Genomic DNA, 25,293 nt, shown 5'->3' with positions numbered 1-25,293 from the left:
GCCGCGATGACGATGAGCGAGGTCGACAAGATCAGCGCGCTGGGCAATGCCGCGATCGAACGGTCGCGCGAGCGGCGGCGGCCGATCGGGACCAAGAGCGTCGCGCTGCGCCGCCAGCATCTGTACAAGAAGCTGGGACGGATACTGGTCGCTGCGGGGGTCGTGTTGCTCGGCGCCGCGGTGTTCGGGTTGCTGATCCAGCCGCTCGGCTTCGTCGGACTGCTCGCGCTGCTCGTGCTGCTGATCGGGGTCGCGGTGCTGTTCGGCCGCTCGCCCTTCCCCGAACCACGCCAAGCCGACCTGCCCAAGACCGATTTGAAGCAGCTCGCGGGGCGTACCGAAATCTGGCTCGAAGCGCAGCGTCCGGCACTGCCCGCCCCGGCGCGCACGCTGGTCGACGGCATCGGGGTGCAGCTCGACCTGCTCGCGCCGCAGCTCCAGACGCTCGATGCATCGAGCCCCGCCGCGTCGAACATCCGCAAACTCGTCGGCGAGGATCTGCCCGAGTTGGTCGCGGGGTATCAGCGGATTCCCGCCGGGTTGCGCGGCGAGGCGCATGCGGGGCGGACACCCGACGAGACTTTGGTCGGCGGATTGAAGACGCTGGAAAGCGAGATCGGTCATGCCGCACGCAGCCTGGCGGCGGGCGAACTCGACAAGCTGGCGACGCGCGAACGCTATCTGCAGCTCAAATATCAGGGTGTCGGCGACGAGGACGGACCCGCGACCCTCTGAAATTCCACGCGGCTTACTGGCGGTTAACGCCATGACCCTATAGCATCGGCTTTCCGGAACCGGGTTTCGGGAGGCATAGTTGGACGAAATCACAGACGGACCGCGAACGCGCGATGATGCGGGGACAAGGGGCAGCCGGGGCCGTGCCGCGCTGATCCTGTTCGCGCTGGTCTTCGCCGCAAGCCTGTTCGGCATCTACACGCGCCCGATCGGCTTCCTTGCCAATTTGTGGCCGGCCAATGCAATAATGCTCGCCTTCCTGCTCCGCGTCCCGGCGGGCCGGACATGGCAGGGCTGGCTTGCGGGCGCCGCCGCCTATCTTGCGGCCGACCTGCTGACCGGGGCCAGCCTGCCCAAGGCGCTGCTGCTCAACAGCGCGAACCTCGCGGGCATCGCGACCGCCGCCGCCATTTATGCGCGCCGGCCCGCCGACATGATCCGGCTGCGGCAGCCCGCGTCGATGCTGTTCCTCGTCCTGACGGTCGCCGCGGGGGCGGCCGTGGCCGGCGTGATCGGAGCGGTCGCCAATCCGTGGCTGTTCGGGCGGCAGCTGTTGTCGGGATGGTCCTTCTGGTTCGCGACCGAGTTCGTCAACTATGTGACGATCCTGCCGCTGCTGCTGGCCGCGCCGCCTTTCGGCGCGCTGCCCGGCGCCATGCGCGACGGACTGCGCGCGCTGCCGACGGCGCGCATCCTTCCGATCGCCGCGCTGGCGCTGTCCTGCCTGCTCGCGGCGATCGTCGGCGGCCCGGGCGCGATCGCCTTTCCGGTTCCGGCGCTGCTGTGGTGCGGTTTGACCTATCGCGTCTTCACCGTCGCCATCCTGACCCTCTTGTACGGCAATTGGGCGCTGATCGTGCTCGCCTCGCGGACCGGCGTCGATGCGGAAATGATGATGATCTCGATCCGGCTCGGCGCCGCGCTGGTCGCGATCGCGCCGGTCACCGTCGCCTGCATCGCCGAAAACCGCAACGAGCTGCTCGGCCGGCTGCGCCATATCGCCGCGCATGACCATCTGACCGGGACCCGCGCGCGCGGCGCCTTTCTGGACGATGTGCAGGCTTCGCTGGCCAATGCCCGCGAGCCCGCCGCGATCCTGATGATCGACATCGATCATTTCAAGGCGATCAACGACAATCACGGCCATGCCGCCGGCGACCGGTTGCTGCAGTCCTTTGCCGGGCGCGTCCGGTCGTGCCTGCGCGCCGGCGACCATTTCGGCCGGATGGGGGGCGAGGAGTTCGCCGTCTTCCTGCCCGCGACGAACCGGGCCATGGCGAGCCGGATCGCCGCCGGCATCCTCGGCGCGCTGCGTGACGATCCGTTCGAGGTGGACGACGATCGCGCGATCACCCTGACCGCCAGCATCGGGATCGCCCTGATCGACGGATCGTCGCCCCCGGCGACAGAGTCGTTGTTCGCCGCCGCCGATGCGGCCCTTTACCGGGCGAAAGGTGCCGGGCGAGACCGGATCGAAGTCGCGCGGCACGACCCCGTCGCGCTGGCCGGCTGACCCGCGCCCGCACGCGCGCATCGCTTGCCAAGCGCGAGTGCCGGCGCCACAAGGTCCCGGATGTTCGACCAGTTTTTCGCTTCCGAAAATGTGATCTTCAGCGCCGCGCTGTTATTGATGTTGCTGATCGGCGCGGTGCAGGCGCTGGGCGTCGTCGGCGATGTCGATGGCGCGCATGTCGGCGACCATGACGGCGACGCCGGCGCGGCCGAGGCGCTACTCGCCTGGGCGGGGATCGGGCGCGTGCCCTTTCTGATGTGGCTGGTCGTCTTCCTCGCGCTGTTCGGGACACTGGGGCTGGGGTTCCAGCAACTGCTGACGGCGCTGACCGGCGGCCCCGCGACCAGCCTGTTGGCGGCGCCGGTGGCCGCGGTCGCCGCGCTCCCGCCGACGGGCGCCGCGGCGCGGGTGATCGCGCGCGTCTTCCCGGGCATCGAGACCACCGCGATCGATCGCGACGAATTGATCGGCACGCGCGCGACGATCACCGTCGGAACCGCATCGCCGGGAAATCCGGCGCCCGCCAAATGCACCGACCGTCACGGCCAGCCGCACCAGATCATGGTCGAGCCCGACAGCGCAGACCAGCGATTCCAGACCGGCGAGACGATCTTGCTGGTCAAGCGCGACGGCGAAATATTCAAAGGCTTTTCAAACGGCGATTTCTATTTACCCCGCCTCGACTGACCTTAAGATTGCCCCATGGCGCCCCCGATTCTGGGGGCCGAAAACAAGCTTTGGGGGCAGTAAAATTCCATGATGATTGAAATTGCGATCTACGCCGGCGTCGGGCTTGCGGTCCTGCTGATCCTGGGACTGATCATCACCCGGCTTTATCGCCGCGCGACGAAAGAAATAGCTTTTGTCCGCACCGGATTTCGTGGCGAACGCGTGATCATGAACGGCGGCGCGCTGGTGCTGCCGGTGCTCCACGAAACGATGCCGGTGAACATGAACACCGTGCGGCTGGCGGTCGAGCGCAAGAATGTCGATGCGCTGATCACGCTCGACCGGCTGCGCATCGACGTGAAGGCCGAATTTTACGTCCGCGTCCGGCCCGATGCCGGCGCGATCGGGATGGCGGCGCAGACCTTGGGCCTGCGCACGATGAACCCCGAGGCGCTCAAAGACCTGGTCGAGGGCAAGTTCGTCGACGCGCTGCGCTCGGTCGCGGCGGGCATGACGATGAACCAGCTGCACGAACAGCGCGCCGATTTTGTGCAGAAGGTGCAACAGGTCAGCTCGAACGATTTGTCGATGAACGGGCTCGAGCTGGAATCGGTGTCGCTGACCGGACTCGACCAGACCTCGATCGAGCATTTCAACGCCAATAACGCCTTCGACGCCGAGGGCCTGACCAAGCTGACCGAGCAGATCGAGCTGCGCAAGAAAGCGCGCAACGACATCGAACAGGATACGCGCGTCCAGATCGAGACCAAGAACCTCGAGGCCGACAAGCGCAGCTTCGAGATCAGCCGCGACAATGAATTCGCGCGGCTGGAGCAGGAGCGCGAGGTCGAGATGCGCCGCGCCGTCCAGGCGGCCGAGATCGCCCGCGAACAGGCGCAGCGCAACCAGGAGGCCGAGGGCGCCCGCATCCAGGCCAAACAGCTGGTCGATGCCAAGCAAATCGAGGCCGATCGCGCGATCGAGGAAGCGCGCATCGCGCAGGAGCAGGCGGTCGAGCTGGCGCGGCAGGAGCAGCAGATCCTGATCCAGAACAAGAGCCGCGAGGAAAGCCAGGCGCGCGGCGAGGCGGACGAGGCGCGCGCCGTCGCGGTTGCCGCCGAGGAACAGGTGGCAACCGCGCGCGAGACCGAGATCGCCGAGCGGTCCAAACGGATCGAGCTGATCGAGGCGGCGAAGGAAGCCGAGCGCCAGGCGATTTCGGTGAAGGTGCAGGCCGAGGCGGAGAAAGAAGCGGCGTCGAACCGCGCGGCGGCGCTGCGTTTCGAAGCCGAGGGCGAAGCCGACGCCGAGAGATTGCGTGCCGAGGCGGCGCGCGTCCGGTTCGAGGTCGAAGCCGCGGGCCAGCGCGCGATCAACGAGGCGGCGAACATCTTGTCGTCGAACCAGATTTCGCTGCAGACCAAGATGGCGCTGCTGAAAGTGCTGCCCGAGGTGGTGCGCGAAGCCGCCAAGCCGATGGAGGCGATCGATTCGATCAAGATCGTCCAGGTCGACGGGATCACGCAGAATGGCGGCGGGAGCGGCGGATCGGGCGGCGGCACCGGCGACCATGGCGGTGGCGGCGGCGGCAACCTCGCCAGCAATGCGGTGTCGGCGGCGCTCGCCTATCGCGCGCAGGCGCCGGTGATCGACGGGCTGATGAAGGAACTGGGCTTTGCCGGCGGCTCGCTCGACGCGCTGATCGGCGGCGCCACGGCCGAAGCGGGACTGGGCGACGCGGCGCCGGCCCCGCGCGCAGGCCGCAAGCCGCGCGCCGCCGCGCCCGAGCCGGTCGAGGACGACGACGAAGCCTGATTTTCTGGTCTTTCCAGCCCCCGCCGGCTGAAGGCTTGCAGGGGTTGGGGTGGTTGGCGGACCGAAAGACCCTCCCTGTCGCGAAGCGATGGGGAGGAATTTCAGCCCGAAGCCTTCCCTAAGTCCCGCGCAGCCTTTGCGTCCCGCCGAACCACAATAGCAGGATCAGCAGCAGCGGCGGCGCAAGCCCCCATTGCGCCGGGCCGGCGAGCGGGGCGAGCAGCGGCGTGCCCGAGAGCAGCCAGAGGCCGGCGAGCAGCGCCATCACCGCCAGCGCCTCATAGGCGAAGCTCGTCCAGAAGCGCGCGCGGGCGCGGGCATAGGCGGCCTGCGCGTCGATCGCGCGGTCGACCTGCACCGCAAAGGCGCGGTCGCCGGGGCGCGTCGGGGGCGCGAGCATCGCGGCCAGAAACGCATCGGGCATCGCGTCCATCGCACTGTCGTCCGACCCGGTCATGCCGTGCCTCCTTCGCCGATCAGTTTCTGCGCCTTGGCGCGGCCGCGCAAGACCAAAGATTTGAGCGTGCCGAGCGGCACGCCCATGATCTCGGCGGCCTCGCCGTGCGACCAGCCATGGCCGAAGCAGAGGGTGAGCGCGGCGCGTTCGGGCGCCGAGAGAGTGGCGAGCAGCCGGTCGGCGTCGATTGCGGCGTCGGTCGCGGGATGCGGATTGCTGCTGGTCGGGGCGTCATCGCGCAAGGCGAGGCTTTCGCGGCGTTTCGCGGTGCGGCGCTGGTCGAGGAACAGGCGCCAGCCGATCCCCATGACCCAGGCGGCGTAACTCCCCTGCCCGCGATAATCGCCCGCCCGGCGCCAGGCGCGGACAAACGCCTCCTGCGCGAGGTCGTCGCCGTCGGCGTCGCTGCCCGCAGCGCGCGACAGGAAGGCGCGCAATCGCCCCTCGTGCCGCAGCACGAGGAGCTGGAAAGCGGCACGGTCTCCCCCGGCAACGCGCTGGTTGAGGGCCCAATCTTCATCGCGAGCGTCCTCATCCTTGTGCAGCGGCCCGTTCCTCGGCAGCCGCGGCGCGCGCGAGGCGGCGGCGGACGAGCAGGGCGATACCGACGAAGGCGGGGAAGAGCGCGGCGCCGGCCGAGATACGGATCAATTCCTCATGCCCCTGGATCAGCCCGAAGCCCGCCATGGCGAGGCCGATCGCGAGCAGCACGAGCGCGTTGCGATCGTCGCCGCCATTCGGCGTGGCGGCGGCGCCGTTCGGTGCGCCGAGATGTTCATAGGGCTTGTTGAGCTTGTCGATCAGCGGCGCGACCGCGTCCGATTTCGCCTCGAGCGCGCGGCGGATCGAGCGATGGAGCATCCACGCATGGATGAGCCGCGCGAGCAGGAAAAAGCCGATGACGAACAGCGCGACCATCGTGATATTTTCCATCAGGCGGAAAAAGCTGTCGCTGACCGCGACGAACTCGGTGGTCGGCGGCGGCGGCGGCATGAACGATGCGATATCGCGCGGGTCGATATAGGCCGCGACGTCGGCGGGGCTGATCGATTGCGCGGGCATCGCGACGGGTGCGGCGACGGCGGCGGGCGGAACGGCCGGCGGGGCTGCGACAGCAGCGGCCTGGGTCGCGGCCAAAAGATGGAACATCGTCTTTCTCCCTGCATGCCCGAAGGCATGGTGAAACCACAGGCGGCGACCGCGAGCAAGGCCGCTGAGCCGGACCGCCCCGGGGAGAGCGGAAGGCCGGCCGCGAACCGCGTCGCGGTCGCCGCAAGGACCGGCTGTTGGGGCCGGTCAACTGGTAGACGGCACGAGGGTGCGCCGTGGATGCAGGGATTGGAGAAAAATTGCTCGTCATTGCGAGGAGCCGGAGGCGACGAAGCAATCCAGTGTAGGCGTAAACCGCTCTGGATTGCCTCCCCCGGCTTTCGCCGGGGTCGCAATGACGGCGTTTTTGGGCGTTAGGTCAGCCTTTCGTCCACCGCCCGCCGAGCGCGCGGAACAGATCGACCTGGGCGTCGGCGATCCTTGCATCCGCCAGCGCCAGCGCGCCTTCGGCCTCGGCGAAGGTGCGTTCGGCGTCGAGCGCTTCGAGCCCGTCGATCGCGCCTTCGCGTTGCTGGGCGCGGGTGATCTTGACCGCGATCCCGGCCTCGTCGCGCGCCGATTGCAGCGCGGTGCGGCGGTCGAGCATATGCGCGTAACCCGACAGCGCGGTCTCGGTTTCCTCGAGCGCGCGCAGGACGGTGCCGTCGAAGGTGGCGAGCGAGGCCTGGGTATCAGCCTCGGCTCCCGCGATGCGGCCGCGGATCGCTTCCTGGTTGCCGAAGCTCCAGTTGATCAACGGCCCGAGCAGCCAACGCAGCGGGCCGCCGCCGAACAGATCGCCGAGGCCGCCGCTGGTCTGGCCGATCGAACCGCCGAGGGTGACCTTCGGATACAGATCGGCGGTCGCGACCCCGATCCGCGCGGTGGCGGCGGCGAGGCGGCGTTCGGCGGCGGCCACATCGGGGCGGCGCGCGAGCAGCGCGGCGCCGTCGCCGACCGGGATCGGCTGGTCGAGGCGGAGCGTCGTGGTGCGCGCGGCGGCGATCGGCGGCAGGTCGGCGGGGGTGCGGCCGGTGAGGGTAGCGAGGCGGAACAAGGCGGCGTCGCGCTCGGCGGCGATCGCGGAGATGTCGGCTCGGCGCTGGTCGCGCAAGGCGGCGACGCGCGCGGTGTCGAGGCGGGTCGTGAGGCCGACCTCGGCGCGGCGCGCGGTGAGCTTTACCGACTGGTCGAGCAAGGCGACGATCCGCTCGGCGACCCCGAGGCGTTCGGCGGAGGAGGCCGCATCGGCATAGGCGCGCGCGGTTTCGGCGACGACGGTGACGCGCACCGCGTCGGCATCGGCCTCGGCGGCGGCGACGTCGCCGCGTGCGGCCTCGACCCCGCGGCTGACGCGGCCGAAGAGGTCGACCTCATAACCGACGGTGAGGCCGGCATCGACCTGCCAGCCCTCGCGGTCGGCGCCCGCCGGGACCTGGCCGGCGCTGGCGCGGCCATAGGTGGCGCCGGCGCCGAGGTTGGTGCTCGGCAGGCGGTCGCCGTGGACTTCGCGCAGGCTGGCGCGCGCCTTGGCGATGCGCGCCACCGCGACGCGGACGTCGGTGTTGGCGGCGAGCGCGTCGGCGACGAGGGTGTCAAGCACCGGGTCGTTGTAGAGCCGCCACCAGTCGGCGTCGGCGGGGGCGGTGCTGGTGACGCCGACTTTCGTCGAGAGGAAGGGGCCGGACGCCGTCACGGGGGACGGGGGCGTGGCGAAGTCCGGCCCGACCGCGCAGGCTGCAAGGGTCAGCGCGGAGAGGGTGGAGAGCAAAAGGGTGCGCATGGGCTTTCTCCTTATTCGGCGGTCTGGAGCACGGGATCGGACTGGCCGCCGCGGCCCCGGCGGGCGGCGAGGCGGTCGCCGAGCGTGCGGCAGACGACATAGAAGGCGGGCGTGTAGATCAGCCCGAAGAAGGTGACCCCGATCATCCCATAGAAGACCGCAGTGCCGAGCGCCTGGCGCAGCTCGTAGCCGGGACCCGAAGCCCAGACGAGCGGCGCCACGCCGAGGATGAAGGCGAAGCTGGTCATCAGGATCGGGCGGAGGCGCGCGCGCGCCGCCGCGACCGCCGCCTCGACGATGCTCGCCCCGCGTTCCTCGGCCTGTTTGGCGAATTCGACGATCAGGATCGCATTTTTCGCCGCGAGCGCGATCAGCACGATGAGTCCGATCTGGGTCAGGATATTGTTGTCGAGACCGCGCAGGTTCACCCCCGCCATCGCGGCGAGCAGGGTCATCGGCACGATCAGGATGATCGCCAGTGGCAGGGTCAGGCTTTCGAACTGCGCGGCGAGCACGAGGAAGACGAACACCACCGACAGCGCGAAGATCAGCGCCGCGACATTGCCCGCCGCCTTTTGCTGGAACGCCAGATCGGTCCATTCGGCCGAGAAGCCCGCGGGCAATTTCTCGGCGACCTTTTCCATCACCGAAATCGCCTGGCCGGTCGAGTAACCGGCTGCGGTCTCGCCGTCGACCTCGACCGCGGGGAAGAGGTTGTAGCGGGTGACGCGATAGGGGCCGTTCCGGTCGCTGAAGGTCGCGACCGCGCCGAGCGGCACCATCTGACCGCTGTTCGAGCGCGTCTTGAGCTGCGCGATGTCCGACGGATCGTCGCGCGCCGCCGCCTCGGCCTGCGCGGTGACGCGGAAGGTGCGCCCGAGCAGGTTGAAGTCGTTGACGTACGCCGAACCGAGATAGACCTGCAGCGCCTCGAACACCCGCGCCGGCGGCACCCCGAGCATGTCGGACTTGGCGCGGTCGATATCGGCGTACACGCGCGGTGTCGCGGTGTTGTAGAGGGTGAAGACGTTGGCGAGTTCGCCTTGCTTATGCGCTTCGCCGATCAGCTGGCCGCCCGCCTGTTCGAGCGCCTGATAGCCGGCGTCGCTGCGGTCCTGCACGATCATGCGGTAGCCGCCGCCATTGCCGATGCCCTGGATGACGGGCGGCGGGATGACGAAGACGAAGGCGTCGTTCACGTCGGCGAGCGCGGCGCGCATGTCATTCTCGATATTCGCCTCGGTGCGGTCGGTGCCGGCACGCTCCGAAAAGGGCTTGAAGGTGACATAGGCGGCGCCGGCGTTCGACGCCTGGGTGCCCGAGGCGCCGTCGAAGCCCGCGAACATCACAGCCGCCTCGGTGCCGGGTACCTCGAGCAGTTTCTTCACCACCTTCTTGAGCACGGCGTCGGTCTGCTGGATCGAGCTGCCCGGCGGGAGCTGGATCGCGGCGAGCGCATAGCCCTGGTCCTGCGCGGGGACGAAGCCGGCAGGCGTGGCCCAGAAGATCGCGGCGGTCGCGGCGATCAGCCCGCCATAGGTGATGAAAGCCTTGCGCGGGGCAGCCACAATGCGGCGCGCGGTCGTCGCGTACCAGTCGCTGAGCCGGTCGAAGCTGCGGTTGAACTTGTCGCCCGCAAGCCAGGCGTAGCGCCGCCAGCCCGAGGCGGGGGCTTCAGTCGCGCGCGGGCGGAGCAGCATCGCCGCGAGCGCGGGCGACAGGGTGAGCGACAGGATCAGCGAGATGACGGTGGCGGTGGCGATCGTCACCGCGAACTGGCGATAGAATTCGCCGGTGATGCCGGTGAGGAAGGTCGTCGGCACGAACACCGCGCAGAGCACGAGCACGATCGCGACGAGCGCGCCCGACACCTCGTCCATCGAGGTGTGCGCGGCTTCGCGTGGGGACAGGCCATGCTCCATATTGCGCTCGACATTCTCGACGACGACGATCGCGTCGTCGACGACGATGCCGATCGCGAGCACCAGCCCGAACATCGACAGCGTGTTGAGCGAATAACCGAGCGCGGCGAGCACCGCGAAGGTGCCGATCAGCGACACGGGGATGGCGATGACCGGGATGATCGCCGCGCGCCAGCTCTGCAGGAAGATCAGGATGACGAGGACGACGAGGATCATCGCCTCGAGCAGCGTCTTTTGCACCGCGTGCATCGATTCGCTGATGAACTCGGTCGGGTTCCAGATAATCTTATATTCGAGCCCCTTGGGGAAGCTTTTCGCGGCGGCGGCGAGCTGCGCCTTCACGCCCTCGGCGGCGGCGAGCGCGTTGGTGCCCGGGCGCTGGGTGACGCCCATGATGATCGAATCCTGGCCCGACAGATAGGCGTTGACGCCATAATCCTCGGCCCCCAGTTCGACGCGCGCGACGTCGCTGAGCCGCGTGATCGCGCCGTCGGGCGCGGTGCGGACGATGATGTTCGCGAATTCGCCGGCGGTCTTGAAACGGCCCTGCGTCTCGACACTGAGCTGGTGCGCGGCGCCGGTGTCGAAGGGCGGCTGGCCGACGGTGCCGGCGGCGACCTGGACATTCTGTTCGCGCAGCGCCGTGACGATGTCGCCTGCGGTGAGGTTCAGCGCAGCGGCGCGGCCGGGGTCGATCCACACGCGCATCGCATAGTCGCGCGCGCCGAAGACCTGGACGTCGCCGATGCCGTCGACGCGGGTCAGCCGGTCCTTGAGCTGGGTCAGCGCATAGTTGGAGACATAGCTGCGGTCGAGCGAACCGTCGGGCGAGAGGACGTTGACCGCCATCAACCACGAAGGCGAGGTCTTGCGCACGACGACGCCCTGTCGCCGCACTTCCTCAGGCAGGCTGGGATCGGCGAGCCCGACGCGGTTCTGGACGAGCACCTGCGCGGTGTCGAGGTCGGTGCCGAGCTTGAAGGTGACGGTGATCGTCAGGCGGCCGTCGCCGGTCGATTGCGACGATTGATAGAGCATGTTGTCGACGCCGTTGATCTGTTGCTCGATCGGCGCCGCGACGGTGTCGGCGACGGTCTCGGCCGAGGCGCCCGGATAATTGGCGCTGACCGTCACCGTCGGCGGCACGACCGCGGGGAATTGCGACACCGGCAGCCCGAAATAGGCGAAGGCGCCAACGATCGTGATGATGATCGCGATCACGCCCGCGAAGATCGGGCGGCGGATGAAGAAATGGCTGAGACGCATGGCGAGCCTCCTCGGCCCGAAGGGGGCCGGCAAAATGGTCAATCGGGTTTGGCGGTGCCGCGCCGGACGAAGCCGACGCGGCGGGCCGGATTACGGCGCCAGCGTGGCCTGCGACGCGGCGGGCGACTGCCCCGCGCCGGCGGGCGCGACGGGGGCGGCCCTGGGCCGGATCACCGTCGGCTTCGCGGTCACCTTGGCGCCCGGCTGGGCGAACTGGATGCCTTGGACGACCACCCGGTCGCCGGGCTTGAGCCCCGAGCGGATGACGCGCAGCCCGGCGACGAGCGGGCCGGTCTCGACCGGCCGCGCGGCGACGGTTCCGTCCTTGCCGACGACGAACAGCTGTTTGCGCGCCTGGTCGGTGCGCACCGCGGCGTCGGGAACGAGCAAGGCCGACACCGTGCCGCCCTGCGCGAGGCGCATATTGCCGAACATGCCGGGGGTCAGAAAATAGTCGGGATTGTCGATCACCGCGCGGACGCGCAGCGTGCCCGAATTGGCATTGATCGCATTGTCGGCGAAATCGACGCGGCCCGTCCAGCGATAGTCGCTTTCATCCTGCAGGCGGATCTCGACCTGCTGCGCCGCGGCGCCGCCGGCCTGGCGCTCGCGCTGCGCTTTCAGGAAAAGCGCCTCCGAACTGTCGAAGTTGAAGTAGATCGGGTCGAGCGCGTTGATCGTCGTCAGCAGGCTACCGCTGGGGCCTTCGCCCGCCGCGACGAGGTTGCCGGCGTCGACGCGGCGATCCGAAATCCGGCCGCCGATCGGCGCCCGGACCTGGGTGAATTCGACGTCGAGCGCGCGCGAGCGCACCCGGGCATCGGCCGCCGCGAGCGCCGCCGAAGCGGCGCGCACCTTGGCATTCAGCTGGTCGAGATCGCTCTGCGACACCGCCTCGTCGGCGATCAGGCGGTTGGCGCGGGCGAGGTTGACGCGCGCGAGTTCGAGGTCGCTGCGCGCGCTCGCGGCGTCGGCCCGCGCCTCGGCGAGCGCGGCGGCATAGGGCCGCGGGTCGATGGTGAAGAGCAGCTGGCCCTTGCGGACGATCGCGCCGTCGGTGAAATGCACCGCGGTAACCTGGCCCGAGATACGCGGGCGCACCTCGACCGAGCGGCTCGCCTCGAACCGGCCGACATAATCGTCCCATTCGGTGATGTCGCGCACTAGCGGCGCGGCGACGGTGACGATCGGGAGCGGCGCCGCCGCGACTGCGGCGTTATCGCGGCTGGCGAGCGTGTAACCGCCCGCGACGAGGAGCGCGAGCGGCAGGCCAACCGCCAGGCCGCGACGCCAGCGGCCGGGGGTCTTTGCGGGGGCGCCCGCAGTACCGGGGACGAGTTCGACCTCCCGCGCTTTCGCGCGGTCGAAGGGGGAGAGCATGTTCATGGGTCTTACTTTCGGAAGAGGCGCGTGCTGAGCACGTCGGCAACGCGGCGGCCGAGCAGGTCATAATGGTCGGGGGTGAATCCGGCAGCGAGGAAGGCGTCGATCTGCACCGTCGTCACCGCATAGCCATGGTGCCAGGTGAGCACCGCCATGCGGCGCAGCGCCTCGAGCTTCGGATCGGCGAGCCGGCGGTTGTAGCTGTCGCCGAACAGCGCGCCGAGCAGGCGGCCGATGCGGCCGGGCTCACGGAGCGATGATGGTCGGTCGTGACGCGCAAGCATCACGACCGACCATTCGAGCGCCGAAAAGCCTGCGGGACGGGCTTTCGGCGCCGCGGAGGCCGCCACGGGGGCAAGGGCGGCGACACGAGCGGGGGCAAGGGCGAAGTCGAGCGCTTCGTTGACGGCAAGATAGGCCATGGCGGTTCCTCCTTGGATGGGGGTGCCGGGCGCAAGGGGGCTCAGGCCCCGGGACGCTTGCGCCCGGCGAGGGGAGATTGTGGATGCGCGAAAGGGTTCGTCCGCCGCGTCAAAATCGGGGTCCGTCGCCTGTTCGCGAAAATGCTGTTTGTTTTGCCCGGGTGGTCCCTAGGCGGTTCTACATGTCCTGGTGCGCATCGGCGTTCCCTTCGCGTCTTCGCAGCCGGCCGAACCGCCAAGCCACCTTCTGTACTGTCCGGTATATAACCTGAATCAGGACCGCGTCAAGAGTTTTATACCGCCCGGTACGAAATAATTTAATCTGGCGTTCAGGCGCGCACTTGTCAGGAACTGGGCCAGAGCGTCATGCTGGTATCGACCAGCCGTTCGAGCTCGGCGCGGGTCGCGCCGGCACCGGCCTGGACGGTGATGCCCTGGAGCAGCGCATAAAGGACGCTGGTCAGCCCCTCGGCATCGACATGCGCGGGGATATCACCCTCGGCCTTGGCGCGTTCGAAGCGCTCGACGAGCAGCCGCTGCGACGAGGCGCGGCGGCGGACGACGTCGGCCTTGATCGACTCGGCCTCGGGGCTGCAGGCGAGCGACGAGATCAGCCCCATGCAGCCCTTGGGATCGCTGGCGCCGCCATGGATTTCGATCGCGCCGCGCAGATAATATTCGGCGACCTTGCGCGCGGTCGGCTGTTCGAGCGCGGTGCGGCCATATTCGAGCTTTTCCTGCTCGTAGAGATCCAACGCCTTGTGAAACAAAGCTTCCTTGTTACCGAAAGCGGCGTAGAGGCTGGGCTTGGTGATGCCCATCGCCTCGGTCAGGTCGGTCATCGACGCGCCGTCATAGCCCTTGGCCCAGAAGACGTGGAGCGCCGAGGCGAGCGCCTGGTCGACGCAGAATTCGCGCGGGCGGCCCTTGGGTGCGGAGATGACATCCTGTTCCATAACGGTCGGTATATAATATGCCCCCCGCGAAAGTCCAGAGGCGCCCCTAAAGCCCCTCGCCGCCGGTCCAATGCGCGTTGACCAGTCGCCGCGCGAGCGCGCTGACCTGGTTGCGGATGTCGGGCACCGCGACGACCTCCCACAAATCGCCGCGCGTCATCGGCCCGATCGCGAGGATATGCTCGGCGGGCCGCCCGTCGCGGCTGATGACATGGCCGTCGCGGTCGATGTCGAGCCCGAGGCGCAGCGCATCGGGGCGGATGAGGCCCTGTTTGAGCAGGCGGCGGACGAGCGGATCGGTGGCGCGGAGCAGGTCGCCCTGCGGTCCGGTGCAGTTGACGATCCGCGCGACATCGAGCCGCTGGGGGCGATCCTCGCCGCGCGGGCGCCAGTGCACCGCGACCCCGTCGAGCCCGGCGGCGACCTCCTCGATCTTGCCGGCGCGAAAGACGAGGCGGCGCTCGGCGATCAGCGCGTCGATGCGGTCGGCGACCGCGGGGGCGAGGCGGTGGCGGTGGACGTCCCAGAAGGGGCGCAGGTGGCGCAGGAAGCGCGCGCGCTTGTCGGCATCGGCCGACGCCCACATCATCTGGGTGATCGGGCGGATCGAATCGACCGTCAGGCGCCAGTCGCCCTGCTGCGCCGCGGTCCGCGCCCAGCGCACCAGGTCGGACAGTTCGGGGGCGGGTTTGGCGAGCACCGGCCGCACCGGCGCGAGGCCATCGACATGGCGATGCGGGCGCAGGCCGCGGCGCGACATCGCGACGATCCGGCCTTCGAACCCGCTGGAGACGAGCCGCAGCACCACATCGACCGCGGTCAGCCCGGTGCCGACGACCAGCACAGTCTGGTCGGGTTTCAGCCCCTCGCCGAGCGGCCCCGTCCACGGGTCGCCGACATAATACAGCGGTGTCAGCCCGCCGCGCGCGATCGCCGGATGGTCGTGCGGCGGCAAATTGCCGATCGCCAGCGCGACCTTGTCGGCCTCGATCAACCCGCCGTTGACGAGGCCGAGGGTGACCTTGCCGCCATGTTCGGCGATGTCGAGCACCTCGTCGTCGATCAGTTGGAGCCGGCGCCCATATTTCTCCATCGCCAGCCCGAGCGTTTCGCGCAGATATTGGCCGTAGGTCGCGCGGCTGACGAACGCCTTATCGCAGCCGAGCCCGCGCGCGGCGAGCCAGTCGCAGAAATGGCCGGGGCGATCGGCGAAGGCGCTCATGTTGCCGGCGCGGACGTTGAGCAGATGGTCGGCATCGGGGCTGCTGTACGCGACCCCGGCGCCCATGCGCCGGCGGTCGCGCTCGATCAGCAGAACCTCGACATCATCCTGTTCGAGCAGGTTGATCGCGAGCAAGGTGCCCGAAAAGCCGGCGCCGACGATCGCGACGCGGGTCGCGGTGCGAAAGCGTGGACGTGGCCCCAGGAGCATCGTGCCGTCGAACTTCACCGCGTCACCACGTCGCCCGACACCGTCACCCGTTCGAGCGCGCGATATTCGGGCCAATAGTCGCCGACCGCATAATGCTGGGTCGAGCGATTGTCCCAGATCCCGATGGCGTTCGGGGTCCAGCGGAAGCGGACCTGATATTCGGGCACCTTGATCCGGTCGAACAGCAATTTGAGCAGCGTGTCGCTCTCCTCCTCGGACACATCGACGATGCGGCTGGTGAAGGTGTAGTTGACGTAGAGGATCTTCTCGCCGGTTTCGGGGTGGGTGCGCACCACCGGATGGCGCACCGGCGGGAAGTCGCGCGCGAGCTGGGCGCGCTTTTCCTCCGACACGCGGCCGCCGAAGCTGCGCACGATGTCATGCTCGGCCTCGAGCCCCTCGATGCGGTCCTTCACCGGTTGCGGCAGCCCCGCATAAGCCGCGGCGGTGTCGGCCCACATCGTGTCGCCGCCGAGCGGCGGCAGCACCCGCGCGCGCAGGATCGAGGCGATCGATGGTTGCTGGCGGAAGGTCACGTCGGTGTGCCATTTGTTATAGGCCTGAAACGGCGCGAGCGTTTCGGCGGTGAGCTGCACCCCCTCGACGCCCTCGATGCGCAGGATTTCGGGATAGCCCTCGACATGCGGGATCACCGGATGGCCTTCGAGTTCGCCGAACATGGTGCCGAGCCGGACATGGCTTTCGTGGCTGATGTCCTGATCGCGGAAAAACACGACCTTGAAGCGTAGCCAGGCGGCATGGAGCAGCTCGGCCTCAGCATCGGTCAGCGGCCGGTCGAGGTCGAGCCCGGCGATTTCGGCGCCGAGCGTCGTCGTCGCGGGCGAGATCGCGATGCCCAGCGAGCGGGCCTGTTCGAAAATATCGGGGGTCTGCGGCAGCGTGGCCATGCACGATCCTCTCTTGTCTCAAAGGGCGGGATCGGTCGACTCGGCTTACGTCCCGACATCCGCCCAACATAATTCAACTGAATTAATTGACAAGAGCGCCGCGACAGCCCGCGCGAAAGCCACGACTGGCCGCAGAAAGCACGGCGAGGCTTTTGCACGGTGCTTGGCCGGTTCGGGCGGGAGTGGCATCAAAGCTTCCCTGTGGCCGCGAGCCATAGGGAGGGGGACCGCCGCCGCAGGCGGTGGTGGAGGAGCCGAAAGCTTGCACGACGCCTGACGGCGTCGGCCCCTCCGTCAGCGGCTTCGCCGCCGCCACCTCCCCATCGCTACGCGACAGGGAGGATCTTACGTAGCCGCCCGAACGGCAGGAATCAGGCGATCGGCAGCGCGCTGGTCGACTTGATCTCCGACAAGGCCACCGTCGAATTGATTTCCTGCACCCCCGGCAGCTTGCTCAGCCGGTCGAAGAAGAATTTCTCGTACGCGTCGATGTCCTTCGCGACGATGCGCAGCATGAAGTCGGTGCTGCCCATGAGCACAAAACAGTCGAGCACCTCGGGGAAATCGCGGATCGCGGCGCCAAATTCGTCGAGATTGGCGCGGCCATGCGCGTTGAGCTTCACCTGCGCGAAGATATGCGCGTTGAGCCCGACCTTGCGCCGGTCGACCAGCGCGACGCGGGCGCGGATATAGCCCTCCTGTTCGAGCCGGTTGATCCGCCGCCAGCACGGCGTCGCCGACAGCCCGACGCGCTCGGCGAGTTCGGCGGTGGTGAGGCTCGCGTCCTGCTGCAATTCGCGGAGGATTTTTTTCTCGAAGGGATCAAGATCAGTCATATCTACTCACATATTGACAATTTCGAGATAATCCATCCGGTAATAGCGGCATTCGTACGCTATTGAGGCAAGTTTCTCCCCGCCAGCCGCGCGATAAGCGGCGCGCAAGGAGGAGTATCCCATGGTCGTACAGGTTTCCCGCATGACACCCGCCGCCGAGTTCGTCCGGCTCGAGGATCCCGCATCGGGGCTCGACGGGGTCATCGTCATCCATTCGACCGTGCGGGGTCCGGGCGCGGGCGGCTGCCGTTTCTGGCCTTATCCCGACCTTGCCGCCGCGGGCGCCGACGCCTTCCGCCTGGCCGAGGGGATGAGTTACAAGAATGCGATGGCCGGCCTGCCCTTCGGCGGCGCCAAGGCGGTGCTGCGACGCCCGGCGGGCGATTTCGACCGCGAGGCGCTGTTCCGCGCCTTCGGCCGCGCGGTCGCGGAGCTTGGCGGCTCCTATGTGACCGCCGAGGATGTCGGCACGACCGTTTCCGACATGCACAGCATCGCCGCGGAGACGCGCCACGTCGCGGGGCTGGCCGCCGAGGGTGGACGCGCGGGCGGCGATCCCTCGCCCTGGACCGCGCAGGGCGTGTTCGACGCGATGGAAGCCGGTGCGGCGCACGCTTTCGGATCGAGCCTGCGCGGGCTGACCGTCGCGGTGCAGGGCACCGGTAACGTCGGCGGCGAACTGTGCCGCCGCCTTGCCGATGCCGGCGCAGACCTGGTGATCGCCGACGTCAATCCCGAGCGGCGCGATCGGCTGGAAAAGATCCTCGGCGCGCACGTCGTCGATGTCGCCGACATTCATCGGGTCGAGGCCGACATCTTCGCCCCCTGCGCGCTCGGCGGCGCACTGACGCCCGAAAGCGTCGCGGCGATGAAGGCGAAGCTCGTCTGCGGCGGCGCCAACAACCAGCTGGCGTCGCCCGAGGTCGCCGACCTGATGCTGGCGCGCGGCATCGCCTATGTCCCCGACTATGTCGCCAATGCCGGCGGCATCATCAGCGTGTCGGCCGAATATCTGGGCGAAAATCGCGCCCATGTCGTCGCCCGCGTCGCACAGATCGGCCCGCGGGTGGCGGCGCTGCTCGAGGCGGCGGCGCGCGACCGCCGGTCGCCCGCGCTGGTCGCCGACCGCCTGGCCGAACGATTGATCGGCGGCGTCGACCGGATCGCGGCTTGAGCCAGCGATTCGAGATATGGGTGCAGGACGACCCGCAAGCCCTCCTGCGCGTTGTCGGGCTGTTCGCACAGCGATCGCTGATCCCCGAGACGATGACCGTCAGGCGCGCCGACGACACCCTCCATGTCGCGCTTGTCGCCGAACTCGACGCGGCGCGCGCCGACATATTGGTCGCCAGGCTGCGCGAAGGGGTGATGGTCATCGCCGCATCGCGGCACGACGCGGGCGCGGCGCTCGACGGGGCGCCGCCAGCCCGGATGGACTCCGGTACGGGAATGCCGTCCCCGGCTCGCGGGTACGATCGAGCAAGTGCATCCGAGCCACAGCAGATTGCATGCCCGCCTCACCAAATCCGGCTGTGATGTCTCCGCGCCGCGAGCGGCTTAGCAGCCCCGAAATTCGGGTCGCCGTTTCTGCATGAAGGCGCGCGGCCCCTCGCGTGCATCCTGGGTCGCCGAAACAACTGCCGTAAGCCTGGTTTCGATTTCGAACGCCTCCAGCAGCGGGAGTCCCGTCGTCAGCAACTGTTAGCCGATCGATCCTCAACAGTACCAGCAAGTGGCCGCGCACGCTTTGCGGGGGGCCGGTGCCAACTCTTCGATGTTGGCGAAAACGTCTTCCAACGACCAGCGGAGATCGGTGATACCAGCAGCAAGGCAAGCGCCCGAATCGCGCTGGTATGCCGGCAAAGAAGTTCGTGCTTGCAGAAAACCAACACGACGAATCGCAGATGCCGGAAGATTTGGGAAGCACACTCTCCAAACTCTTTGATTTTGATAGCACGTTATACAAATCAATTGACTCACCTTGCGCGCCCGACCTAGCTTTGGCAGCGAACAGACGCTGGCGACCCCGTCGATCGGCGCAGCAATCCGGGAGCATATGATGACCGATCAGGCGATGAACTTCCGAGGCGACCGGCATCCGGCCGACTCCTATGAAGACGTGCTCGCACGCGAGGACCGCCCGATCCCCGCCTATATGCGCGAAGGCCGCCAGCTTGGCGACGGCGCGATGACCGTTGCGACCGAACGCTATTGCAGCCCCGCCTTCGCCGCCAAGGAGGTTCGCCACGTCTGGCTGAAAACCTGGCAGTTCGCGTGCCGCGAAGAAGACATCCCCAAGCCTGGCGATTTCCACGTCTATGAAGTCGTCGGCAAGTCGCTGATCGTGATCCGCCAGGACGACGGGTCGATCAAGGCACTGCACAATGTCTGCCTGCACCGCGGGCGCAAGCTGGTGTCGGGCAAGGGATGCCGCAGCGAGATCAAATGCCCCTACCACGCCTTCACCTGGGCGATCGACGGCGCGTACAAGAGCAATCCGATCCCGTGGGATTTCCCGCACATCGAGCCCGCCGAATTCAGCCTTCCCGAAGCGCGCGTCGACACCTGGGGCGGCTTCGTCTTCGTCAATTTCGATCCCGGCGCCAAGCCGCTGCTCGACGTCATCGCGCCGCTGGCGACCGACTTCGAACGCTTCGACTTCGCCAACCGCTATCGCGCGATCTGGGTTCAGAAAAAGTGCCGCTGCAACTGGAAGGCGCTGTCGGAGGCCTTCGCCGAATCCTTCCACAGCATCACCACCCATCCGCAGATCCTGCCCGGGATCGGAGACGCCAACAGCCAGTTCGACTGTCCGAACGATTATGTGTCGCGGCAATTCTCGGCCACAGGGATCGCCAGCCCCTTTATCGCGCCGCTGAGCGAGCAGGAGATTTTCAGCCATCTGACCGGCGCACGTACGCGCATTGCGGTCGACGGCGGCGCGCAATTGCCCGAAGGCGCGACGGCGCGCTCGGCACTCGCGGCGATGGCGCGCGAGAATCTCGCCGCCGAAACGGGCAAGGACTATAGCGACGCGACCGACGGCGAGATGCTCGATTCAATCCTCTACGACGTCTTTCCGAACATGGCCTTCTGGGCCGGCCATGTCTCGAACATCGTCTATCGCTGGCGGCCCAACGGGCTGTCGCCGAACGAGGCGATCATGGACATCATGATCCTGAAGCCCGTTCCGGCGAGCGGCGAGCGTCCGCGCCCCGCCCCCGCCTTCGAAATCGGGCTCGATGAATCGATGACGCTAGCGAACGACATTCTGGGGCCCGGGCTTGCCGCGGTCTTCGAGCAGGACATGCTCAACCTGCCGCAGGTCCAGGCAGGACTCGAGGCGTCGGAGACCGGGCGCGTCTATCTTGGTCGCTATGCCGAGCAGAAGATTCGCGCGCTCCACCTGATGATCGACCGCTACATCGCCGAGGGCGAAGCCGCAGGGGCGTGACGCGGACGGCCTGAGCGCGCGGCCGGAAAGTCGCGCGCTCAGGCCGGCGCGCGTTCGCTTTCGCCGACACGCGTCAGCAGCTCGCCGATCGCATCCTCGACATTCGCGGACGAAAATTCGTTGAGCATGACGGTCAGGATATGCTGCTGCGCGCGCGCGAGGAAGACATTCTGCAGCCGCGGGTCGAAGCGGTCGCGCACCGTGGGATAATCGGGGAGGTGCGTCGCGACGATCGTGGGCGCGTCGATCATCCAGTGGAAAGCATCGACGCTGATCGCGAGGCGGTACATGAAGCGGAATTCGTCGAGACTGATCTGCGGTCCACCGGCGGCGCGATACTGGTCGACGAACGCCGCCATCAGCGCCTCGCGGTGCGCGTCCATCAGGTCGAGTTCGGCGGCGCAGGCCATGCCCCAGAAGGCCCGCGCGATGTTCATCTGCCCTGCGCTGCCCCAGTCGAGGAAGCCGACGCCGAGGCGGTCCTGTTCGTCGCGCCAGAACCAGGCATTGTCGATGTTGATGTTCCAGTGGCACAGCGCGATGAAATCGGACGCGGCGTTCAGATAGCCATAGATCTTGTCCTGATGTTCGATCACGAGGCGCGTCTCGCGCGTGAAGCGATCGAGAAATTCATCGGTCGCGAAATTCTTGGGCAGCAGGTGCGGCGCCTTTTCCGCATAGGCGCGCAGCCGTTCGATACGCAGGTCGACATTGGCCTGATCGTGCGGGAAGCGTTCGCCGCCGATCTGCCGCGGCCCCGGGAAGCGGAACTTCTCGGCGATCGTCGATCCCAGCTTGCCCGCGCGATGCTCGCCCGCGAGCGCCGCATTCGCACGGCTGACGACGAGATAGCGGTCGAACTGGTCGTCGAGCCGGAAATCCTGGCATTTCTCGAGCGCGGGTTCGATAGCGCCCTCGCCATAGCCAATCCGCTCGGTGATCAGGATGCCGCACAGCGCCTCGCTGTTGAAATCGGCAAAGAAGGCGGTCGGGATCGGCACCGGCAGCGGGGTCTGGATCGACAGCAGATAAAAGCGCACCTCGGCCTGCATGGGCCAGGTGAATATCTCGCGCTGCGGATGCCCCTCGTCGAGCGGAAATTTGACGAACAGCTGCCGCGCGAGCCCGTCGCCGCGCGCATATTCGACATCGAGCAGCAATTTGCGCCCCATGCCGCCGCCGATGAATTCGTCGGCGCGCGTGATCGCGGTCACCCGGTCGTCTGCCGGCAGCGTGCCCACCGCATGAAAGGCGCGCGTCAGAAAGTCGGCGCCAACCTTGCGAAAGGATTCGATCGTTGTCGGAAACGCGGTGCCGGTTTCCTCGCCTGTGACCACTTCAGGAAGCACGATATTTCCTCCATTCGGACCCGCGGGTCCGGATATCCGGCGCAGCCCGGATCAATGTTCGATGATGGCGACAACCTCGCCGACGGGATAGACCTCGCCGACGACGCCGATGCGCCGGACCTTGCCCGACACGGGGGCTTCGACGTCCTGCGCGGTCTTCTCGCTTTCGAGCGTATAGAGGATCGCGCCCTCGACGATGTCGGCGCTATCGTCGACATGCCATTCGACCAGCGTGCCTTCGGACATGCCGGCGCCGAGGCCGGGAATGCAGATTTCGGTTTTCATAGTCGCTCCCAATGATGATGTCATGAAAGGCCCGGTGCGGCCGCCCCGACAGGGGCTGCCACCGGTTCGGAACGCGCTGCGGCCGGCCGCAGCGCGGTGCAGCCGTTGCGGATGACCGCGACGTCGCGCTCGACCGCCACCGCCCTGAAATCGACGATATCGTCATCGACCCACAGGTCGACGCGCAGCGTTTCGCCGGGAAACAGTGGCGCCGTGAAACGCGCGCCGTGGCTGAAGATGCGGCTGCTATCGCCGCCCACGACATGCTGCAAAATCGCGCGGCAGGTCATGCCGAAGGTGCAGAGCCCGTGCATGATCGGCCCCGGGAACCCGACGCGCATCGCGACTGCCGGGTCGGCGTGGAGCGGGTTGCCGTCGCCGTTCAGCCGATAGAGCAGCGCCTGGTCGCGCCGCGTCGGCATCGACACGCTGATGTCGGGCGCGCGCGCCGGCTCGTCGGCCTGCTGCACACGTTCGGCGCGTGGTCCGCCGAACCCCCCGTCGCCGCGCGCGAAGATCGTGTTGACCAGCGCCGCGACATCGACGCCGCCCTCATCGGTCCAGCGTGTCTCGGTCACGACGACCGCGCCACGCCCTTCGCCCTTGTCTTCGACGCTGATCGTGCGCGTGCTGGTGAACAGCGTGTCGGCGGGCCGCAGCGGGCGATAGATAAGAATCTCCTGCTCGCCGTGGACGACCTTCGGAAAATCGAAGCTGCTCTTCCGCAGCCCCGGCCCGGCGGCCAGCGGCGGCATGATGCTGCCGCCGAGCACCGTCACCGCCGTGGGCACGAGTTGCAGCCCCGGTTCGTACACGAAGGGCAATCCGCCCGCGTCCTCGCCCATTCCGATGCTCAGCGCGTAGAGGATCGCGTCCTTCGTCGTGTAGGAGAAGGAGCGCCGTTCGCTCGCTTCGCTCAATATGTCGGGGTAGTGGATCGGCACCTATTTTCCTTTGAAGCGGATGCGCCACCCGGCAGCCCGCTCCCCGCCAAAGGCCGGGGAAGCAGGTCCACCGGGCCGCGCGCTTACCCCATGATCCGCTTGATCGCGGTGGTGACCTCGTCCTCGCTGTAGAGGAACGCCTGCTCGAGCGGCGGGCTGAACGGCACCGGGGAATATTTCGACCCGATCCGCTGCACCGGCGCCTTCAGGTCGCTGAACAGCTCTTCGTGGATGCGCGAGGAGATTTCGGCCCCGGTCCCGAAGGACTTGATCGCTTCGTGGACGATCACCGCGCGCCCGGTCTTGGCGACCGAGTTGAGCACGGTTTCCTCGTCGAACGGCGCGATCGTGCGCAGGTCGATGACCTCGACGTTGATGCCTTCGCTCGCCAGCCTCTCGGCCATTTCGTCCATCAGCCGCACCGGGCGGCCATAGGTGATGACCGAGACGTCGGAGCCTTCGCGGCGGACGCGCGCCTTGCCGAGCGGAACCTTGAAACCGGGCGCGGGCGCCTCGCCCTGCTGCGAGTACATCATGATGTCCTCGATGAACAAGGTCGGGTCATCGTCTTCGATCGCCGACAGCAACAGCCCCTTGGCCTCGGCGGGATTGGACGCCGACACCACTTTCATGCCCGGAACATGCGCGAACCAGGCTTCGAGCATGTCGCTGTGCTGGCCGCCAAACCCGACCCCGGCGCCGGTGGTGCAGCGCACCGTCAGCGGAACCCAGGTCTTGCCGCCCGACATGAAGCGGAGCTTCGCCGCATGGTTGACGAGCTGGTCCATGCACACGGTCAGGAAGTTCATGAACATGATCTCGGCGACGGGACGATAGCCGGCGATCGCGGCGCCGACCGCCGCGCCCATGATCGCCTGTTCGGCGATCGGCGTCGTGCGGACGCGTCCGGTGCCATATTTGGTCGACAGCCCCTTGGTCGCCTTGAAGACGCCGCCGCCCTGTGCGTCGGCAATGTCCTCACCGAGGATCATGACCTTGGGATCGGCCGCCATCGCCTCGTCGAGTGCCTGGTTGATCGCCTGCGCGAAGCTGATCTTGTCGGTGTTGCTCACGCGCGGATCTCCTCTTTCAGCACGTCGATCCTCAATTCCTCGAGGCCCGGATATTCGCTGGACAGCGCATGTTCGACCGCCGCGTCGAGCTCGGCATCGATCGCCGCCTCGATCGCCGCGATCTCTTCCTCGCTCACCCCGCGATCGAGCAGCAGCGTGCGAAACGCCGGGATCGGGTCATTGGCCTTCGCTTCATCCTGCAGCTCCTTCGGAACATAGGAAAAATCGGCGCCGAAGGTGTGCCCGAGCATGCGATAGGTCATCGCCTCGATCAGCGTCGGCCCCTCGCCGGCGCGGGCGCGGTCGACTGCGGCCTTGGCGGCGTTATACATTTCAATGGGGTTGTTCCCGTCGACCTTCACCGCCTCCATGCTGTAGCCCGGCGCGCGGTCGATGATCTGTTTCGCCGACGTGCTGGCGGCAAAAGCGGTATGTTCGCCGTAACGATTGTTCTGGCACAGGAAGATCACCGGCAGCTTCCACAGCGAGGCGAGGTTCAGCGCCTCGTGGAACGCGCCGATGTTGGTCGCACCATCGCCGAAGCAGACCACCGTCACGCGGCCATCGCCCGATTCCTGCGAAGCGAGTGCCAGTCCGTTCGCGATCGGCAGGCCGGCGCCGACGATGCCCGTCGTGACCATCACACCCGTGGCGGGATCGGTGATGTGCATCGGGCCGCCCTTGCCCTTGCAGGTACCGGTCACCTTGCCGGTGAATTCGGCCCACAAATCCTTGAGCGGAATGCCCTTGGCGACCTGATCGTGCACGCCGCGGTACGTCGTCACCAGATAATCGTCGATGTTGAGCGCGCTCATCATCGACGCCGAGAGCACTTCCTGGCCGCGCACCGGATAATAGACGAGCCGCAGCTTGCCGCTCATCAGCATCTGCCGAAACCGTTCGTCGGTCTTGTAGACCCGCATCGACCGGCGGAAAATCTCGATCAGAGTCGCGCCGTCGATATCATTGGCCTGGTCCAGTTGCTGGGCCATCCGTTCACCC

At 67.6% G+C, this 25,293-nt stretch carries 23 protein-coding genes; 7 read left to right on the top strand and 16 right to left on the bottom strand.

All coding sequences use genetic code 11. The features are described 5' to 3' along the window. Nucleotides 1-6 precede the first annotated feature (6 nt). The 4 genes from EEB18_RS12745 (at nt 7) to EEB18_RS12730 (ending at nt 4,732) form a co-directional block, all read left to right on the top strand. Nucleotides 7-735, top strand: coding sequence for a hypothetical protein (locus EEB18_RS12745; RefSeq protein ID WP_187141257.1), 729 nt, complete (start codon nt 7-9; stop codon nt 733-735). 79 nt (nt 736-814) lie between these two features. After that, on the top strand, nt 815-2,248 hold the full coding sequence (locus EEB18_RS12740; protein ID WP_187141256.1) for a GGDEF domain-containing protein: 1,434 nt from the start codon (nt 815-817) through the stop codon (nt 2,246-2,248). A 60-nt stretch (nt 2,249-2,308) separates the two neighbouring features. Continuing rightward, on the top strand, nt 2,309-2,935 hold the full coding sequence (locus EEB18_RS12735; RefSeq protein ID WP_187141255.1) for an OB-fold-containig protein: 627 nt from the start codon (nt 2,309-2,311) through the stop codon (nt 2,933-2,935). Nucleotides 2,936-3,007: 72 nt separating this feature from the next. Then, entirely contained in the window at nt 3,008-4,732 is a 1,725-nt protein-coding gene (locus EEB18_RS12730; RefSeq protein WP_410468134.1) for a flotillin family protein, read from the top strand. A gap of 118 nt (nt 4,733-4,850) precedes the next feature. On the opposite strand, the gene EEB18_RS12725 is transcribed toward EEB18_RS12730, so the two are convergent. From EEB18_RS12725 to EEB18_RS12675, 11 genes are all read right to left on the bottom strand, one after another. Continuing rightward, on the bottom strand, nt 4,851-5,189 hold the full coding sequence (locus EEB18_RS12725; RefSeq protein ID WP_187141253.1) for a hypothetical protein: 339 nt from the start codon (nt 5,187-5,189) through the stop codon (nt 4,851-4,853). After that, entirely contained in the window at nt 5,186-5,734 is a 549-nt protein-coding gene (locus EEB18_RS12720) for an RNA polymerase sigma factor (RefSeq protein ID WP_262408241.1), read from the bottom strand. Before EEB18_RS12720 ends, EEB18_RS12725 begins: the two co-directional genes overlap by 4 nt. Beyond that, nucleotides 5,721-6,338: a hypothetical protein gene (locus tag EEB18_RS12715; RefSeq protein WP_187141251.1), complete on the bottom strand. Its 618-nt coding sequence runs from the start codon at nt 6,336-6,338 to the stop codon at nt 5,721-5,723. Before EEB18_RS12715 ends, EEB18_RS12720 begins: the two co-directional genes overlap by 14 nt. Before the next feature lie 319 nt (nt 6,339-6,657). Next, nucleotides 6,658-8,061 (bottom strand): efflux transporter outer membrane subunit, encoded by a 1,404-nt coding sequence (locus EEB18_RS12710; RefSeq protein ID WP_187141250.1) that lies wholly within the window; start codon nt 8,059-8,061, stop codon nt 6,658-6,660. 11 nt (nt 8,062-8,072) lie between these two features. Beyond that, complete coding sequence (locus EEB18_RS12705) at nt 8,073-11,249, bottom strand: efflux RND transporter permease subunit (RefSeq protein WP_187141249.1); 3,177 nt, start codon at nt 11,247-11,249, stop codon at nt 8,073-8,075. Nucleotides 11,250-11,339: 90 nt separating this feature from the next. Continuing rightward, the gene (locus tag EEB18_RS12700) at nt 11,340-12,635 is read right to left on the bottom strand and encodes an efflux RND transporter periplasmic adaptor subunit (RefSeq protein WP_187141248.1); all 1,296 of its coding nucleotides are present in this window, start codon (nt 12,633-12,635) and stop codon (nt 11,340-11,342) included. A 5-nt stretch (nt 12,636-12,640) separates the two neighbouring features. After that, entirely contained in the window at nt 12,641-13,054 is a 414-nt protein-coding gene (locus EEB18_RS12695; RefSeq protein WP_187141247.1) for a hypothetical protein, read from the bottom strand. A 344-nt stretch (nt 13,055-13,398) separates the two neighbouring features. Then, nucleotides 13,399-14,010, bottom strand: a complete 612-nt coding sequence (locus EEB18_RS12690) for a TetR/AcrR family transcriptional regulator (RefSeq protein WP_056345161.1) — start codon at nt 14,008-14,010, stop codon at nt 13,399-13,401. A gap of 46 nt (nt 14,011-14,056) precedes the next feature. Continuing rightward, nucleotides 14,057-15,442: an FAD/NAD(P)-binding protein gene (locus tag EEB18_RS12685; RefSeq protein ID WP_187141309.1), complete on the bottom strand. Its 1,386-nt coding sequence runs from the start codon at nt 15,440-15,442 to the stop codon at nt 14,057-14,059. 14 nt (nt 15,443-15,456) lie between these two features. Continuing rightward, entirely contained in the window at nt 15,457-16,350 is an 894-nt protein-coding gene (locus EEB18_RS12680) for a TauD/TfdA dioxygenase family protein (RefSeq protein WP_187141246.1), read from the bottom strand. A 371-nt stretch (nt 16,351-16,721) separates the two neighbouring features. Then, entirely contained in the window at nt 16,722-17,186 is a 465-nt protein-coding gene (locus tag EEB18_RS12675) for an Lrp/AsnC family transcriptional regulator (protein ID WP_187141245.1), read from the bottom strand. A 121-nt stretch (nt 17,187-17,307) separates the two neighbouring features. Between EEB18_RS12675 and EEB18_RS12670 the strand changes: the two genes are divergently transcribed. From EEB18_RS12670 to EEB18_RS12660, 3 genes are all read left to right on the top strand, one after another. Next, nucleotides 17,308-18,360, top strand: a complete 1,053-nt coding sequence (locus EEB18_RS12670) for a Leu/Phe/Val dehydrogenase (RefSeq protein WP_187141244.1) — start codon at nt 17,308-17,310, stop codon at nt 18,358-18,360. Continuing rightward, the gene (locus EEB18_RS12665) at nt 18,357-18,722 is read left to right on the top strand and encodes a hypothetical protein (protein WP_187141243.1); all 366 of its coding nucleotides are present in this window, start codon (nt 18,357-18,359) and stop codon (nt 18,720-18,722) included. The genes EEB18_RS12670 and EEB18_RS12665 overlap by 4 nt, the downstream gene beginning before the upstream one ends. Nucleotides 18,723-19,167: 445 nt before the next feature. Then, the gene (locus EEB18_RS12660; protein ID WP_187668999.1) at nt 19,168-20,640 is read left to right on the top strand and encodes an aromatic ring-hydroxylating oxygenase subunit alpha; all 1,473 of its coding nucleotides are present in this window, start codon (nt 19,168-19,170) and stop codon (nt 20,638-20,640) included. Between the two features lie 38 nt (nt 20,641-20,678). Here EEB18_RS12660 and EEB18_RS12655 read toward each other — a convergent pair whose 3' ends face one another. From EEB18_RS12655 to EEB18_RS12635, 5 genes are all read right to left on the bottom strand, one after another. Further along, entirely contained in the window at nt 20,679-21,989 is a 1,311-nt protein-coding gene (locus EEB18_RS12655; protein WP_187141241.1) for a hypothetical protein, read from the bottom strand. 51 nt (nt 21,990-22,040) lie between these two features. After that, nucleotides 22,041-22,274, bottom strand: a complete 234-nt coding sequence (locus tag EEB18_RS12650) for a biotin/lipoyl-containing protein (protein ID WP_187141240.1) — start codon at nt 22,272-22,274, stop codon at nt 22,041-22,043. A 20-nt stretch (nt 22,275-22,294) separates the two neighbouring features. Beyond that, nucleotides 22,295-23,218, bottom strand: a complete 924-nt coding sequence (locus EEB18_RS12645; protein ID WP_187141239.1) for a MaoC family dehydratase — start codon at nt 23,216-23,218, stop codon at nt 22,295-22,297. 83 nt (nt 23,219-23,301) lie between these two features. Beyond that, nucleotides 23,302-24,291: an alpha-ketoacid dehydrogenase subunit beta gene (locus tag EEB18_RS12640; protein WP_222943098.1), complete on the bottom strand. Its 990-nt coding sequence runs from the start codon at nt 24,289-24,291 to the stop codon at nt 23,302-23,304. Beyond that, nucleotides 24,288-25,283, bottom strand: a complete 996-nt coding sequence (locus tag EEB18_RS12635; RefSeq protein WP_222943097.1) for a thiamine pyrophosphate-dependent dehydrogenase E1 component subunit alpha — start codon at nt 25,281-25,283, stop codon at nt 24,288-24,290. Before EEB18_RS12635 ends, EEB18_RS12640 begins: the two co-directional genes overlap by 4 nt. Nucleotides 25,284-25,293: the final 10 nt, after the last annotated feature.

Source organism: Sphingopyxis sp. OPL5 (assembly GCF_003797775.2).
Lineage (GTDB): Bacteria > Pseudomonadota > Alphaproteobacteria > Sphingomonadales > Sphingomonadaceae > Sphingopyxis.
The sequence above is the reverse complement of the archived record's forward strand: the minus strand, read 5'-3'. Positions and strand labels throughout refer to the sequence as shown.